Below are 13,451 nucleotides of genomic sequence, written 5' to 3'. Positions count from 1 at the left end.
CGGGACGGCAGCCGCGTCCGGCCCGCCGGGAGGAGGCTCCTCCCGGCGGGCCGGACTCGTCACTTCAGGTGCCGCGCGGGTCCGTCAGGCCCTCGGCGGTCCGGCCGGCCGTCAGCAGGGACCGTTGTCGGTCCAGACGCCCCACTGGCCGCTCAGGCTCGGGTCGTCGCCCTTGGTCCACCACTTGTTGGTGTAGTAGTGGCCCTTCCACGAGACCTTGGTGCCGCCGGCCGCGTAGGTGGTGTTCGCGTCCCAGCTCGGGGCGTTCGGGCAGGTGGCCGGGGTACCGGTCGGCGTGCCCGTGGGGGTGCCGGTCGGCGTACCGGTGGGGGTGCCGGTCGGGGTCGGGGTCGGCGTGCCGGTCGGCGGGGCCGGGCAGGAGGCCGCGGAGCCGTTGGTGGCGCTCACCATCTTGTCGAACAGGGCGGTCTTGGTGCCCAGGTCGTACAGCGAGAACGCGAAGGAGCCGCCGAGGCCGTTGCAGTGCGCGTAGTCGAGCTTGGCCTGGATCGACTTGGCGTCCTCACCGCTCCAGAAGGTGTTGCCGTCGTAGAAGTACGTGGCCTGGGCCGCGTCGTCCCAGAAGGTCTTGGACGGGTTGTCGACGAAGCCCGCGAGCTCCTTGTACATCTGGATGCCGGGGACGTTGCCGGACATCGCCGCGCCGGCCGCCGGCTGGGTGGCGGGCTGGAACAGACCGTGCTTGCCGTTGTCCTTCACGCCGGTCCAGCCGCGGTAGTAGAACGGCACACCCATGTTGATCTTGTTGGCGGGGAAGCCGCCGGGGATGCCGTACTCCTTGTCGCCGACCGTCCACGCCTTGATGGCGTTGTCGATCGAGTACTTGCCGTTGCCCGGCTTGGCCGGGGTCGACGGGTCGTCCGGGGTCGAGTAGAGCGCGGCCTGGTGGTTGGTCGGCCCCTGCGCGTCCCAGCCGCCGTGCATGTCGTAGGTCATGACGTCGAGGAAGGTCAGGTACTGACCGATCTTGTCGGTCTCGACGTTCATGATCTTGTCCTGGCCGGCGCCGACCGCCGCCGCCAGGGCGTAGGTCTTGCCGTCGGTCTTGCCCTGCGCGTCCAGCTGGGTGCGGAACTCCTTCAGCAGCGCGGTGAAGTTCTGCTTGTCGGCCGGGCTGGAGATGTTGCCGGTGTGGCCGCCGCCGCCCGGGTACTCCCAGTCGATGTCGATGCCGTCGAAGACGCCGGCCCCCGAGCCCGGGCCGCCGAAGCCCGCGTCGGCGGGCAGGTTGCCCTTGATGAACATGTCGATGCAGGACGACACCAGGTGCTTGCGCGAGGCGTCCGTGGCGGAGGCCGGCGAGAAGTACTTGGAGTAGGTCCAACCACCCAGCGAGAGCAGGACCTTGAGGTTCGGGTTCTTCGCCTTCAGCTTCTTCAGCTGGTTGAAGTTGCCCGCGATCGGCTGGTTCCAGACGTCGCCGACGCCGTCGACCGAGATGTCCGCGCCGAAGCTCTTCTGGTAGTCGGCGAACGCGTCCGCCGCGCCGTCACCCGCGTTGGGGTTGTTGTCGTTCGTGTCCGCGGCCTTGGTGGCCTCGAAACAACCCAGGTCGGTCGGGTGGATGTTGGCGAAGTCGTAGATCAGGTAGTCCAGCTTCCCCGCGACGCCGGTGTCCTGGATCGTCTTGGGGTAGTACGCGTTCGCGTAGACCGACCACTGGTCGTAGTAGGCGACCTTGATGCCGCCGCTGGTGGCGGGCGCACCGGTGGAGTTGGTGGTCGCGGCGTTGGCCGCGGGGCCGCCGGACAGCGCGAGGCCGGCGCCGAGCAGCAGGGAGGCGGTGGTGCCGGCCGCGACGGCGGCCATGCTCTTGGGGCGGCGTCGACGGCCGCCCTGCGGAGCCGGGGTCCCGGCCCTTTCAATGCGTGAGCGCAGCATGGGTGCGTGACTCCTGGTTGTGGGGGTTCCCGTCGTCCCGGGGGCGCGCGTCCGGGGTGGGGCCGGACGACCGGGACATGACAGGCATGGGTGGGGAATCGAGCGGGATCAGACCATGACGGACTGCCGGGATGTGCCGAACCGGCGCCCGCGGCACAAGGCCGCTGACGCCGGTTCAGGGGCTCCCTGCACCTGGGCAATAAAAATGGACTAGACCAACTCACCCGTCAAGAGGTGCTGTCGGGCCTTGAGACCCGCTTAAGGTTCCGTCCCCGCGCCGAGCCGGGCCGCCTGGGGGCCCCGGCACCGCCTCACGGACGGGGGTTCGAGGACGGGCCCCGGGCCCGGGTCAGAAGCGGACGGCGTTGGCCACCTCGGCCTTGACCGTGCCGGAGAGGTCCCGGTTGGCGTGCGCGGTGGCCTGGGCGCTCTGCCCGGGGGCCACGTCCTGGACGGTCACCGCCGTCGCGTCCACCACCTTGCCGGACTCGTCGGTGAAGTTCAGCTGGATCACGTACCGGTACGACTGCTGCCCGTGGTTGGTGACGGTCAGCGACACCTGCGGCTTGCCGTCCGAACCGGTGGTCACCGCGCCGGTGGTGATGTCCGCCTTGGCGTCCAGCCCGCCCTTGATCCCGGCGACGGCCGAGGAGGCCGCCGACACCGCCGCCGAGGCCTGCGCCTGTGCCGAGGCGATCGCCGCACCCGCCCCGCCGGCCACCGAGGCCAGCGCCGAGGCGGCCGAGGCCGCGGCGCTCGCGCCCTTCTCCACCGCGGCCGCCGCCGAGGAGGCCACGCTCTGCGCACTCTTGCCGGAGGAGCATCCCCCGAGCGCCGCCGCGCCGGCCACCACCGCCGCCAACACCCCTGCCACCGCACGCCGTTGGTGGCGCAGCGGTGGCGCGTCCAGGTCCTGTGCGGTCGCCCTCGGCGGGCGCGGCGAGCTGGTGCGGGTGAGTGGCTGACGGTCCATGCGGTCCCTCGTTTCCGGTCGGCGCCGGGCTACCCGGCACACCTCCCCGCCCACCCTCCGAGAGCCGCAGGACCGCCGCCAGCAGGGCTGCTGCCTCCGGGTGAAGCGGCTGCTACGAGAGCCCCGACCCCTCCTGCTCGTCCGCGTCCACCGCGGCCCGCTCCTCGCGCAGCCGCACCAGGTGCCGGCGCCGCGAGACCACGCCGTACGCCCCGGCGACGCTCCCCACGAAGGACACCAGGCCGACCCACGGCCGGTCGAAGACGTGGCCGGTCAGGTGGTCCAGCGAGTACCGGCCCGCGCCGGCCAGGCCGATCGCCAGCCCGGTCGCGCCGAGGAAGGCCGGGTACTCGTAGCCGCCGGACATCGCGAAGAAACCGGCCGGCGCGTGCACCGACACCGCACCCGCCATCGTCCCGGCCACCATCGCGCCGGCCACCGGGGTGGCCAGCCCGGCCACCAGCAGCGCGCCGCCGCCCGCCTCGCCGAGACCGGCCGCGAGCGCGCTCTGCCGGGCCGGGTGGAAGCCCATCTGCTCCATGGCCTGGGTGGTGCCCTCCAGGCCGCCGCCCCCGAACCAGCCGAACAACTTCTGGGTGCCGTGCGCGATCAGCACACCCCCGACCGCGCCGCGCAGGGCCAGCAGGCCCAGGTCCTTACGGTTCAGGCACATGTCGCATCCTCGCTTCCGCGGCAGAGTGGCCTGCTCGGTGGCAGCCCTGCCTCCATAGCACCCGAGAGCGCCCGCCCCTTCGAGCCGGGACCGCCATCCGGGCGAATTCGCCCGCGACCAGGAATGAACCGCCCGGCGAGGAGATTCACGCCACGCCCGGTCGCGGGGCGTGGCGGACCGGCCGCCCGGAGGCCCACGGCATGCTTGGCTCATGTTCGTCTTCAACCTGAGCAGTGCCTTCATCACCTTCTTCGCCGTGGTCGGCCCGCCCAAGACCCTGCTGTCCTTCGCCCGGCTGGCCGGGACCAGGAGCAACCGGGAGCTGCGCCGACTGGCGGCGCTGAGCACGGCCATCTCGGCGGTGATCGGCCTGGTGCTCGGCTTCGGGGCCGACGAGCTGACCACCCTCTTCCACATCAGCGACCAGTCGCTCCAGCTCGCCGGCGGGGCCATCTTCTTCGTCTACGCCGTCGCCCTGGTCTTCGGCGTCCACCTCGGCGGGGAGGGCGACGAGGACGAGCACCTGGCGAACCCGCTGGTGGACGGCATCCGCGAACTGCTGCTGCCGTACATCGCCAGCCCGCTCGCCATCACGGCCGTCCTGGTCGCCTCGCTCAACCAGGACAACTGGGGCTGGAAGGCCACCGTCGCCGGGGCGTACGTGGCCGTCGCGGTGATCAACTACCTCTGCGTGGCGGTGCTCGCACCGCTGATGCGACGCACCCACCGCACCTCGCTGGAGGTGTTGTCCCGGTTGCTCGGACTGCTCCTGGCGGCGGTCGGCATCGAGCTGTTCCTGGAGGGCCTGGCCGGGCTCGGGGTGCACCTGCCGGAGGGACACTGAGCCCGGGGCCGGGCGGCGGTCAGCCCGCCGCGAGTCGGGCCAGCACTTCGCCGATCCGCTCGCGCACCGGCGCGTCGGCGACCAGCCCGTCCGGGCCGACCGCGCCGCGCTCCAGCGGAAGCCGGACGCAGGCCTCGTCCAGCACGGCCGCGCCGGTGTAGCCGAGGACGGTGCGCAGGGTGGCCTCGGCCCCCAGGCCGCGGCCCGGGCCGGCGGCGTTGATCCAGGCGGTGGGCTTGTCCGAGATCTCGACCCCGCCGACCGTCCAGTCCAGCAGGTTCTTGAACGCGCCCGGCAGCGTCCCGGCGTACTCGGGGGTGCAGACCAGCAGCGCGTCGGCCGCCTCGATCGCGGCCCGCAGCGCGGCCACCGGCTCCGGCAGCGGGTCGGTGTCGTGGTCCGGGTTGAAGTGCGGCAGCCCGGCCAGTCCCTCGTAGTACGTGGTCCGCAGGCCCGGGGTGGCCGCGGCCACCGCGGCCGCGGTGCGCAGCACGGTCTCGTTGGTGGAACCGGCCCGCAGGCTCCCGGGCAGCAGCAGGATGTGGCGCTCGTTCGGCATGCCGGGCAACCTACTCCTTGACGCCCGCGTCAAGGCCAGTCGCCCGCCGCGGTCAACGCGGAACCACCGGCCGCCAGGGCACCGGGCTGGAGAGGATCATCGAGCTGGACGGCTGACCGTAGCTGCCGAGCCGGTCGCACACCGCCTCGAACTCGGCCATCGTCGACACCGCGACCAGCAGCACGCAGCACGCCCCGCCCGTGACCCGGTGCAGCTGGACCACCTCCGGCCAGGTCGGCACGTCCGGGTCGCGCAGCACGCAGCGCGGGCCGTAGCACTGGATCTGGACCAGCGCGGTGATCGGCAGCCCGGCCCGGGTGAGGTCCACGTGGGCGTGGTAGCCGCTGATCACCCCCTCGGACTCCAGCCTGCGGACCCGTTCGGCCACCGCGGGTGCGGACAGGCTCACCCGGCGGGAGAGTTCGTTGTACGAGAGCCGGGCGTCGGCCTGGAGCTCGGCGAGCAGGCGGCGGTCGACGGCGTCCAAGGCGACCTCCCGGGTGGTCGGGATCAAGGGATTTCCATTCGTAAAGCGAACCGGCGGAACGCCTCGCGAACAAAAGCTCCAAAGGCGGTTGCGATGCCCGTCGACCATTCAAGCGGGCGGCACCTACGCCGCACAATGGGCACCCGGTGGAACCCCGCAGTCCGGCTGGTTCACCGGACCGGGCGACGGGGCCCGGAAGGATCAGGAGGAGTCGGGATGGGGCACGACACGGTGGAGACACCCAACCTGTCGTTCGGTCGGGGCGGAGCGCCGGGCCGGGGCACCCCGTACGCCCAGTACGTGCGCCTGGAGGAGCTGCACGGCCTGCAGCACCCGCGCAGCGAGGAGCCCGCCGAGCTGTCGTTCATCGTCACCACCCAGGTGATGGAGCTGCTGTTCGACCTGCTGCGGCACGAGTGGACGCTCGCCCGGCAGGCGCTGCGCGAGGACGACCTGACCGCCGCGCTGACCGCGCTGCGCCGGGGCACCCACGTGCAGGACGTGCTGGTGGAGTCCTGGGACCTGCTGGCCACCATGACCCCGCACGAGTTCAACTCCTTCCGCTCGCTGTTCGGCGAGGCCTCCGGCTTCCAGTCCGCAGCCTTCCTGCGGCTGGAGTTCCTGCTCGGCAACAAGAACGCCGCGCTGCTGAAGATGTACGACGGGATGCCCGGCACGCAGGCCGAACTGACCGAGGCGCTGCGCTCCCCCGGCCTGTACGACGAGGCGCTGGCGCTCCTGGCGCGCCGCGGCCTGGCCCCGTACCGGGCACCCTCCGAGCAGCGCTACCAGCCGTCCGCGGAGATCGAGGCGGCCTGGCGGCGGGTGTACACCGACCCGGAGTTCGCCGCGCTCCAGCCGCTCGGCGAGGCCCTGCTGGACGTGGCCGAGCGGGTCACCCGGTGGCGCCAGCGCCACCTCTGCGCGGTCAGGCGGACCATGGGCGGCAAGCCCGGCTCGGGCGGCTCCAGCGGGCTGACCTGGCTGCGCAAGTCCGCCGAGCAGGACGTGTTCCCGGAGCTGTGGACGATCCGGGACGGACTGTGACGGCACGGATCGTGACGGGACGAACCGCGGCGGAACGGGCAGGAACAGAGCGGGCAGGAACGGAGCAGGCTGTGAGCGAGGGGAACGAGGGGACGGGCATGACCACGCGCGAGGACTGCGCGGCGCTGGACGCCGTCGACCCGCTGGCGGCGTTCCGCAAGGAGTTCGCCCTGCCGGACGGGGTGATCTACCTGGACGGCAACTCGCTGGGCGCGTTGCCGGTGCGCACGCCCGAGCGGGTGCGCCAGGTGGTCGAGGAGGAGTGGGGCCGGGAGCTGATCCGCAGCTGGAACGACGCCGGCTGGTTCGAGCAGCCGTACCGGCTGGGACGCCGGATCGCGCCGCTGATCGGCGCCGGTCCGGAGGAAGTGGTCGTCTGCGACACCACCTCGGTCAACCTGTTCAAGGTGCTGTCGGCCGCGCTGCGGCTGCGCCCGGGCCGGCACACGGTGCTCGGCGACGCAGAGGCCTTCCCGACCGACCTGTACATCGCCGAGGGCGTGACCGGCCTCGTCGAGGGCGCGCGCAGCGCGCTGATCCGCCCCGAGGAGCTGGACGGGCACCTGGACGGGGACGTCGCCGCGGTCGTCCTCTCGCACGTGGACTACCGCACCGGCGAGCTGCTGGACATGCCCGGGATCACCGCCCGGGTGCAGGCCGCGGGCGCCCTGATGATCTGGGACGTGTGCCACTCGGTGGGCGCGCTGCCGGTCGGACTCGACGCCGCCGGCGCGGACTTCGCGATCGGCTGCACCTACAAGTACCTCAACGGCGGCCCCGGCTCGCCGGCCTTCCTGTACGTCGCCGAGCGGCACCTGGCGGCCGGCCCGCTCCAGCCGCTGAGCGGCTGGTTCGGCCACGCCCGGCCGTTCGCCTTCGAGCCCGGGTACGACCCGAAGCCGGGCATCGGCCGGTTCCTGACCAGCTCGCCCTCGCTGCTCGGCCAGGCCGCCCTCGGCGCCTCGCTGGACGTCTGGGAGCGGGTCGACCTGGCGGCGGTGCGCGCGAAGAGCCTGGCGCTGACCGACCTGTTCGTGTCGCTGACCGAGGGCCTGGACGGCGTCGAGGTGGTGACCCCGCGCGAACACGCCCGGCGCGGCAGCCAGGTCGCGCTGCGGCACGCCGCCGGCTACCCGGTGGTGCAGGCGCTGATCGAGCGCGGGGTGATCGGCGACTTCCGAGCGCCGGACCTGATGCGCTTCGGCTTCACCCCGCTCTACCTGTCGTACACCGAGGTGTGGGACGCGGCCCGGCAGCTGGCCGAGGTGCTGGAGAGCGGCGAGTGGCGGGCGGAGCGCTTCTCCCGCCGGGGCGAGGTGACGTAGCCGGGGGCCGAGGCCTTCGGCCCCCGCCGTGACGCAGCTCATCTCCGCGCCGAGTTCGACCGCCGTCGCCCTTGGGGAAGCTTCCGACTGACGGAACGTCACACCCTGGGGAGGTCGTGCGTGAACCTCGAAGTCGGCCCGCTCAAGCCCGAACCGGCCCCGCTGATCCTCGGCCTGGCGCTGTTCTTCCTGCTGCTGTGGACGCTCGGCCGCCATCTGCTCCCCCGGATCGAACGGGTGCAGTCCGAACGCTGGGAGGCCACCGAGGGGCGCACCGAACGCGCCGAGGCCCTGCTCGCCGAGGCCGAGGCCACCTGGGAGGCCCGCCTGCGGGAGCTGGCCGAGGCCCGGCACGAGGCGGCCCGGATCCGGGAGGAGTACGCCGAGCGCGGCGCGGCGGCGATGGCCGCGGCCCGCGCGGAGGGCATCCGCGACCGGGACGAACTGCTCGCCACCGGCCGCGCGCGGATCGCCGCCGACCGGGCCGAGGCGGCCCGCCTGCTGCGCCAGGACGTCGGCGAACTGGCCGTCGCGCTGGCCGGCCGGGTGATCGGCGAGCCGGTGCACGCCGTCGCCGCCCAGCGCCGCACCGTGGAGCGCTTCTTCGAGACGAACTAGCCTGCACCGAAGGCCGGTTCGCCGCTCTTCGTCAGCTCTTCGCCAGCTCCTCGACCAGTCCGCGGTAGACCGCGAAGGCGGGCTTGGGCGTGTAGTCGTCGCGCAGCAGGCCGAAGTGCGGGAACAGTCCGGCGCCCGCGCTGTCCGCGTCGCGCAGGGCGAAGAACGCGTAACCGGTGACGTTGAGTTCGGCGGCGAGCCCGGCCACCGTCCGGACCACCTCCGCCACCACCTCGGCCTGCCGCGCCTCGCTCCGCCCGGGGCCGGTGGGCCAGCCGTTCTCGCAGATCCGCAGCGGAACGCCGGGCCCGATCCCGGCCCGGGGCAGCGACTCCCGGCGGAAGCCGGTGAGCACCGCCCGTACCGCATCGGCGAGTTGTCCGGGCGGGACGGGGCGGAAGACGTCCGGAAAGAAGTCCAGGCCGACGTAGTCCAGGGCGCGGTGGAAGCGCTCGTCGGCGAGCCGGCCGAGCTCGGACCAGAAGGTGTCCGCGGGGCCGAAGGAGGGCACCGCGTTGAAGCCGACGGCCAGGCGGCCGAATCCGCGGGCCAGCGCCTCCTCCTTGGCCGCGATCACGCCCTCGACCAGCGCCCGGCGGACGTTCGGGATGCTGCCGTCCACGGGCGGGAGGTCGAGGTTGGGCTCCTCGCAGATCTGGAGCAGGGCGAGGCGGTGCCCCTCGGTCCGGACCGTCCGCCGGACGAAGTCCAGCCAGCCGGCCAACTCCCCGCTGCGCTCCCGGTACTGGACCACCAGGTCGAGCCGGCGGCCCTCGACGGCGTACTGCCCGGGCCGCTCGGGGGTGTGCTCGCCGCCCGGGTACGAGCGGTAGGCGCGGACCAGGAACTCCACCGCGCCGCCCTGGAGTTCGCGCAGGGCGGCGGTGGTCCGGGCCGGGTCGTCGGGGCGGGTGGGCAGGATCACGCCGGTGTCGTCACCGACCAGTCCGCCGGGGTAGATGCCGAAGGTGAAGGTCATGCCGCCACCGTAGCGGATATTTTTGGTGTCACTGCAAGTTTGAAGTGACACCATGATCTGCGGATAGAATCCGGCCATGGGACTTCGCGAACTCAAGAAGCAGCAGACCCGGGAACTGCTCGCCGACACCGCCATGGGCCTGTTCGCCGAGCGCGGGTTCGACCGGGTCACGGTGGTCGAGGTGGCCCGGGCCGCCGGGGTCTCGCCGAACACGGTCTTCAACTACTTCCCGACCAAGGAGGACCTGTTCTTCGACCGGCAGGAGGAGGTGGTCGCCCACCTGGCCGAAGTGGTCCGGCACCGCCCGGCGGGCGGCTCCGCCGTGGACGCCGTGCGGGCCGACCTGCTGGCGGCCTTCGCGAGCGGGGAGCCGACGGTCGGGCTGAACCCGGGGATGGCGGCGTTCTGGCGGATCGTCGAGGACAGCGCGGCGCTGCGGGCCCGGCTGCTGGAACTCGGCGAACGGGCCGAGGCGGCACTGGCGGCCGCCCTGGCCGAGGAGTCGGGGGCCGAGCCCCAGGACCCGCTCCCCCGGGTCCTGGCCGGAGCCGTCGCGGGGGCCCACCGGGCGGTGCTCGGCGAGGTCCGGCGGGCCGTGGTGGCCGGGGAGCCGGCCGAGGCGGTGCGGACCCGGGTCGAGGCGGCGGTGGAACGGTCCTTCGGCCTGCTCGCCTCGGGCCTCGCCCACTACCCGGCCGGGCGGTAGGCGGCCGGAGCCGGCGAACGGCGCGCGGGCGGAGACGGAGACGGAAACGGCGCAGGCCGCCCGGCCGGATCGACTCGGGTGGCCTGCGCCGCTGTCCGGCTGCCCGGCTGCCCGGCTCCTCGACCGTACGGGCCGTCAGCCGTGGCGGCCGCGGCGGCGGACGGCAAGCACCGCCAGCGCGCCGAGACCGAGCAGGCCCACGCCCGCCAGGCCGAAGACCACCGGGGCGTTGTCGGCACCGGTGGAGGGCAGCTCACCGCCGCCACCGGGGTGGTGGCCGGCCGGCTCATCGGTCGGGTGATGGCCGGTCGGGGCCGGACCGGCGCTCGACGTCGTCGCACCAGCCGACGGCGAGGTCGGCGCCGGGGACATCGGGCTCGGCGACGTCGACGACGAAGAGGTCGGGGACGGGGCCGTCGGCGAGGGGGACGTCGGGCTCGGCGACGTCGGCGACGGGGACGGCGCCGTCGGCGAGGGGCTCGGCGTCACCGCGCAGTCCGGCAGGTCGCCGTCGAACGGGTAGCTGTGGATCTCGTAGCCGCCGGTGCCGGTGCGGATCAGGTTGCCCGCGAGGTACACCCGGCCGTTCATGCCCGGCTGGGCGATGGTCGTGGTGCCGCCGGGGTTGCCGGCCATGACCGAGCCCTGGAACTGGGCGCTGCCGAGGATCCGGGCCGAGGTCGCGGTCGGAAAGTTGTACATAAGCTTCGAGCGCATGTCGGTGGTCTGGTCGCCGGCCAGGCCGGTGCCGGTGCAGGTGTTGACGACCGGGCTGTCCCCGAGCATGTTCACCACGACGGTGGCCCCGGCCGGGATGTTGTCGATCTGATAGATCCGGGATATCCAACCCAAAAACGGACTATTCGCACCTTACAGATCCTCAGATCTGATCCGAAATTCATACATGCGGAGCAGTCGTCCCCCGGGCGGGCGCTGACGGGCCGCGAGGCCCTAGTTTTGAACCATGACCACCGAGGCCCAGGAACAGAGCGCGCCGCTCGTCGCCGTCACGTCCGCCGACGCCGTGCTGCGGCACCCCGAGGCGGGCAAGCACCTGCTGACCGCCATGGAGCGGGAGCGCGCCGCGCGCTTCCGGCACGAGTCCGGGCGGATCGACTTCACCGCCGGCCACCTGCTGGTCCGGCTCTGCGCCGCCCGGCTGCTCGGCGTACCGGTGGCCGGCCTCGTCCTCGCCCAGCAGTGCCCGGACTGCGGGCTCGCCGACCACGGCAAGCCCTACCTGCCGGACCACCCCGGGGTGCACGTGAGCCTGTCGCACACCCGGGGCGTGGTCGCGGCCGGCGCCGGGCTCCAGCCGGTCGGGGTGGACGTCGAGCTGTCCGGCCGGGGCGCCTCGTTGAGCTCGGTCGCCCGCCGGGTGCTCGCCCCGGCCGAGCTCGCCCTGGTCGAGGCCGACCCGGAGCCGGAAGCGGCGTTCCTGCGGCTCTGGGTGCGCAAGGAGTCGCTGATCAAGATCGGGCGGGCCACTCTGGACACCCTCGGCCGGGTCGACCTCTCCGCCCTGCCACTGTCCGTCCTGCCGGGCGCGCCACTGCGCAGCCGGTACGAGGACCTGCACCTACTCGACTGGAGCGACCCGGAGCACGCGGCCGCCGTCGCCGCTGTCAGCACCGCCCCGCCCCGGATCGTGGAGCTCACGGCGGCGGGCTGACCGCGGGGCCGGGGCGGGCCCCGGCGCCCACCCGCGCGGCGGGCCGGCGGATAAGCGGTGTTAGCGTGCCTGGTCGTGGGCGCGCCGAACGCGGGTGCCCACCGACCAACTGCCCACCGGATTCAAAAGGGTGCCCCGCCATGGCCAAGTTCCTGCTGAGCCTGCACGTCCTCGTGTCGGTCCTGTTCATAGGCCCGGTCGCGGTGGCCGTCAGCATGTTCCCGCGCCGGGCGAAGGCCGCGCTGGCCGGCGGGCCGGACCGGGCCTCCGACGCCGGCGTGCTGCGCGTGCTGCACCGGATCACCCAGGTCTACGCGCTGCTCGGGGTCGCGGTTCCGGTGCTGGGCATCGGCCTGGCCCAGGTGATGGACGTGCTCGGACAGTCCTGGGTGATCGTCTCGATGGTGCTGACCGCGATCGCCGCGCTCGCGCTGCTGCTCTTCGTGCTGCCCGGCCAGCAGGCCGCCGTGGACGCGCTCGATCTCGACCCGTCGGACGAGCAGCACGCCAAGGCCGTCAGCGGTCTGAAGATGCTGCCGATGACCGCCGGAGTGTTCAACCTGCTGTGGGCCGTGGTCGTGGTCCTCATGGTCATCCGCCCGGGGTCGAGCACCGGCGTCTGAGTCCGGTAGCCCGCTCGCGACCACCCCATCGCGCCCCCTTTCAGAGCGCCCCCTCCCGCCGACCGGGCCCGTTCGAGTACCGTCCTGGGCCATGACGATCATGGCGGGCATGGGCAGCCCGACGGGAACCGGCGTCGGCCCGCTGCTGCGCGGCTGGCGGGAACGACGGCAGCTCAGCCAGCTGCAACTGGCGCTGCGGGCGGACTCCTCTGCCCGCCACCTCAGCTTCGTCGAGAACGGCCGTTCCCGGCCGAGCCAGAAGCTGGTGCTGCGGCTGGCCGAGCAGCTGGACGTCCCGGTGCGCGAACGCAACACCCTGCTGCTGGCGGCCGGCTACGCCCCGCACTACCCCGAGACGCCGCTGGACGACCCGTCGATGGCCGCGCTGCGCGGCGGGCTGGAGCGGCTGCTGGCCGCCCACGACCCGTACCCGGCGGTCGTGGTCGACGGGTCCTTCCGGGTGCTGGCGGCCAACCGCTCACTCGGACTGCTCGTGGACGGCGTCGCCCCGCACCTGCTGGAGCCGCCGTTCAACGCGATCCGGGTCACCCTGCACCCGGACGGGCTGGCACCGCGCATCGTCAACCTGCGGCAGTGGCGGCGGCACCTGCTGGAGCGGATGGAACGGCAGCTGGAACTGGTCCGCGCCGAGCCTCTGCGCCGGCTGTACGAGGAGGTCCGCGGCTACCCCGAGCCGGTCGGGTCCCCGGCGGACGGTCAGGCCGAGGACCGGACGGCCGGTCCGGCCGCCGACGGGTTCCCGTTCGCGCTGCCGCTGCGGATCCGGCACGAGGAGCGGGTGCTCTCCTTCCTCTCCACCATCTCGACCTTCAACACGCCGCTGGACGTCACCGTCTCCGAGCTGGCCATGGAGACCTTCCTGCCGGCCGACGCGGAGACGGTGCGGTTCCTGCAGTCCGTGGTCGGGCCGGAGCGTTAGGGCCTGTCTTCAAACTCCCGTCGTCCGCCCGGAGGGCGGGCGGGGCGGCGTTGGGGTGCGTGCATCGCAAGGCGGAGGAGGGAGCCACTGCGGTGGGGGCACC

Annotated in this window: 15 protein-coding genes; 8 read left to right on the top strand and 7 right to left on the bottom strand. The window is 73.1% G+C overall.

Translation table 11 applies throughout. From position 1 onward, the window contains the following. Positions 1 to 111 precede the first annotated feature (111 nt). From ACFU7Y_RS05400 to ACFU7Y_RS05390, 3 genes are all read right to left on the bottom strand, one after another. The gene (locus ACFU7Y_RS05400) at positions 112 to 1,902 is read right to left on the bottom strand and encodes a glycosyl hydrolase family 18 protein (RefSeq protein WP_380766545.1); all 1,791 of its coding nucleotides are present in this window, start codon (positions 1,900 to 1,902) and stop codon (positions 112 to 114) included. A 349-nt stretch (positions 1,903 to 2,251) separates the two neighbouring features. Continuing rightward, on the bottom strand, positions 2,252 to 2,875 hold the full coding sequence (locus ACFU7Y_RS05395; protein WP_380766543.1) for an FxLYD domain-containing protein: 624 nt from the start codon (positions 2,873 to 2,875) through the stop codon (positions 2,252 to 2,254). A 112-nt stretch (positions 2,876 to 2,987) separates the two neighbouring features. Further along, on the bottom strand, positions 2,988 to 3,548 hold the full coding sequence (locus ACFU7Y_RS05390; protein ID WP_380766542.1) for a DoxX family protein: 561 nt from the start codon (positions 3,546 to 3,548) through the stop codon (positions 2,988 to 2,990). Between the two features lie 211 nt (positions 3,549 to 3,759). Between ACFU7Y_RS05390 and ACFU7Y_RS05385 the strand changes: the two genes are divergently transcribed. Then, positions 3,760 to 4,392, top strand: coding sequence for a MarC family protein (locus ACFU7Y_RS05385; protein ID WP_224284116.1), 633 nt, complete (start codon positions 3,760 to 3,762; stop codon positions 4,390 to 4,392). Positions 4,393 to 4,411: 19 nt separating this feature from the next. On the opposite strand, the gene ACFU7Y_RS05380 is transcribed toward ACFU7Y_RS05385, so the two are convergent. Beyond that, the gene (locus tag ACFU7Y_RS05380; protein WP_224284117.1) at positions 4,412 to 4,951 is read right to left on the bottom strand and encodes an NADPH-dependent FMN reductase; all 540 of its coding nucleotides are present in this window, start codon (positions 4,949 to 4,951) and stop codon (positions 4,412 to 4,414) included. A gap of 52 nt (positions 4,952 to 5,003) precedes the next feature. Then, the gene (locus tag ACFU7Y_RS05375) at positions 5,004 to 5,465 is read right to left on the bottom strand and encodes an Lrp/AsnC family transcriptional regulator (RefSeq protein WP_224284118.1); all 462 of its coding nucleotides are present in this window, start codon (positions 5,463 to 5,465) and stop codon (positions 5,004 to 5,006) included. A gap of 189 nt (positions 5,466 to 5,654) precedes the next feature. On the opposite strand from ACFU7Y_RS05375, the gene ACFU7Y_RS05370 reads away from it, so the two are divergent. The 3 genes from ACFU7Y_RS05370 to ACFU7Y_RS05360 all read left to right on the top strand — a co-directional run bounded on the left by ACFU7Y_RS05370 (position 5,655) and on the right by ACFU7Y_RS05360 (position 8,428). Next, positions 5,655 to 6,485 carry a tryptophan 2,3-dioxygenase gene (locus ACFU7Y_RS05370; RefSeq protein WP_380766541.1) on the top strand — a complete coding sequence of 277 codons (831 nt, stop codon included), beginning with the start codon at positions 5,655 to 5,657 and terminating at the stop codon, positions 6,483 to 6,485. Positions 6,486 to 6,583: 98 nt separating this feature from the next. Continuing rightward, positions 6,584 to 7,810 carry a kynureninase gene (gene kynU, locus ACFU7Y_RS05365; protein ID WP_224284120.1) on the top strand — a complete coding sequence of 409 codons (1,227 nt, stop codon included), beginning with the start codon at positions 6,584 to 6,586 and terminating at the stop codon, positions 7,808 to 7,810. A 120-nt stretch (positions 7,811 to 7,930) separates the two neighbouring features. After that, on the top strand, positions 7,931 to 8,428 hold the full coding sequence (locus tag ACFU7Y_RS05360; protein ID WP_380766540.1) for a F0F1 ATP synthase subunit B: 498 nt from the start codon (positions 7,931 to 7,933) through the stop codon (positions 8,426 to 8,428). Between the two features lie 31 nt (positions 8,429 to 8,459). Here ACFU7Y_RS05360 and ACFU7Y_RS05355 read toward each other — a convergent pair whose 3' ends face one another. After that, positions 8,460 to 9,407, bottom strand: coding sequence for a hypothetical protein (locus tag ACFU7Y_RS05355; RefSeq protein WP_380766539.1), 948 nt, complete (start codon positions 9,405 to 9,407; stop codon positions 8,460 to 8,462). 76 nt (positions 9,408 to 9,483) lie between these two features. Here ACFU7Y_RS05355 and ACFU7Y_RS05350 point away from each other — a divergent pair, with 76 nt between their 5' ends. Next, the gene (locus tag ACFU7Y_RS05350; protein ID WP_224283865.1) at positions 9,484 to 10,113 is read left to right on the top strand and encodes a TetR/AcrR family transcriptional regulator; all 630 of its coding nucleotides are present in this window, start codon (positions 9,484 to 9,486) and stop codon (positions 10,111 to 10,113) included. Positions 10,114 to 10,248: 135 nt separating this feature from the next. Here ACFU7Y_RS05350 and ACFU7Y_RS05345 read toward each other — a convergent pair whose 3' ends face one another. Beyond that, positions 10,249 to 10,965, bottom strand: coding sequence for a choice-of-anchor A family protein (locus tag ACFU7Y_RS05345; protein ID WP_380766538.1), 717 nt, complete (start codon positions 10,963 to 10,965; stop codon positions 10,249 to 10,251). Positions 10,966 to 11,077: 112 nt separating this feature from the next. Between ACFU7Y_RS05345 and ACFU7Y_RS05340 the strand changes: the two genes are divergently transcribed. From ACFU7Y_RS05340 to ACFU7Y_RS05330, 3 genes are all read left to right on the top strand, one after another. Beyond that, positions 11,078 to 11,785: a 4'-phosphopantetheinyl transferase family protein gene (locus tag ACFU7Y_RS05340; RefSeq protein ID WP_380766537.1), complete on the top strand. Its 708-nt coding sequence runs from the start codon at positions 11,078 to 11,080 to the stop codon at positions 11,783 to 11,785. A gap of 140 nt (positions 11,786 to 11,925) precedes the next feature. Next, on the top strand, positions 11,926 to 12,408 hold the full coding sequence (locus ACFU7Y_RS05335; RefSeq protein WP_224283868.1) for a DUF2269 family protein: 483 nt from the start codon (positions 11,926 to 11,928) through the stop codon (positions 12,406 to 12,408). A 91-nt stretch (positions 12,409 to 12,499) separates the two neighbouring features. Continuing rightward, positions 12,500 to 13,348: a helix-turn-helix domain-containing protein gene (locus tag ACFU7Y_RS05330; protein WP_224283869.1), complete on the top strand. Its 849-nt coding sequence runs from the start codon at positions 12,500 to 12,502 to the stop codon at positions 13,346 to 13,348. Positions 13,349 to 13,451: the final 103 nt, after the last annotated feature.

This window comes from Kitasatospora sp. NPDC057542, assembly GCF_042801945.1.
GTDB lineage: Bacteria > Actinomycetota > Actinomycetes > Streptomycetales > Streptomycetaceae > Kitasatospora.
The sequence above is the reverse complement of the archived record's forward strand: the minus strand, read 5'-3'. Positions and strand labels throughout refer to the sequence as shown.

Coding starts and splice junctions, on each gene's coding strand:
- ACFU7Y_RS05355 (WP_380766539.1), bottom strand. CDS start 9,407: ATGACCTTCACCTTCGGCATCTACCCCGGCGGACTGGTCGGTGACGAC.
- ACFU7Y_RS05385 (WP_224284116.1), top strand. CDS start 3,760: ATGTTCGTCTTCAACCTGAGCAGTGCCTTCATCACCTTCTTCGCCGTG.
- ACFU7Y_RS05330 (WP_224283869.1), top strand. CDS start 12,500: ATGACGATCATGGCGGGCATGGGCAGCCCGACGGGAACCGGCGTCGGC.
- ACFU7Y_RS05400 (WP_380766545.1), bottom strand. CDS start 1,902: ATGCTGCGCTCACGCATTGAAAGGGCCGGGACCCCGGCTCCGCAGGGC.
- ACFU7Y_RS05350 (WP_224283865.1), top strand. CDS start 9,484: ATGGGACTTCGCGAACTCAAGAAGCAGCAGACCCGGGAACTGCTCGCC.
- kynU (WP_224284120.1), top strand. CDS start 6,584: ATGACCACGCGCGAGGACTGCGCGGCGCTGGACGCCGTCGACCCGCTG.
- ACFU7Y_RS05380 (WP_224284117.1), bottom strand. CDS start 4,951: ATGCCGAACGAGCGCCACATCCTGCTGCTGCCCGGGAGCCTGCGGGCC.
- ACFU7Y_RS05340 (WP_380766537.1), top strand. CDS start 11,078: ATGACCACCGAGGCCCAGGAACAGAGCGCGCCGCTCGTCGCCGTCACG.
- ACFU7Y_RS05395 (WP_380766543.1), bottom strand. CDS start 2,875: ATGGACCGTCAGCCACTCACCCGCACCAGCTCGCCGCGCCCGCCGAGG.
- ACFU7Y_RS05390 (WP_380766542.1), bottom strand. CDS start 3,548: ATGTGCCTGAACCGTAAGGACCTGGGCCTGCTGGCCCTGCGCGGCGCG.
- ACFU7Y_RS05370 (WP_380766541.1), top strand. CDS start 5,655: ATGGGGCACGACACGGTGGAGACACCCAACCTGTCGTTCGGTCGGGGC.
- ACFU7Y_RS05335 (WP_224283868.1), top strand. CDS start 11,926: ATGGCCAAGTTCCTGCTGAGCCTGCACGTCCTCGTGTCGGTCCTGTTC.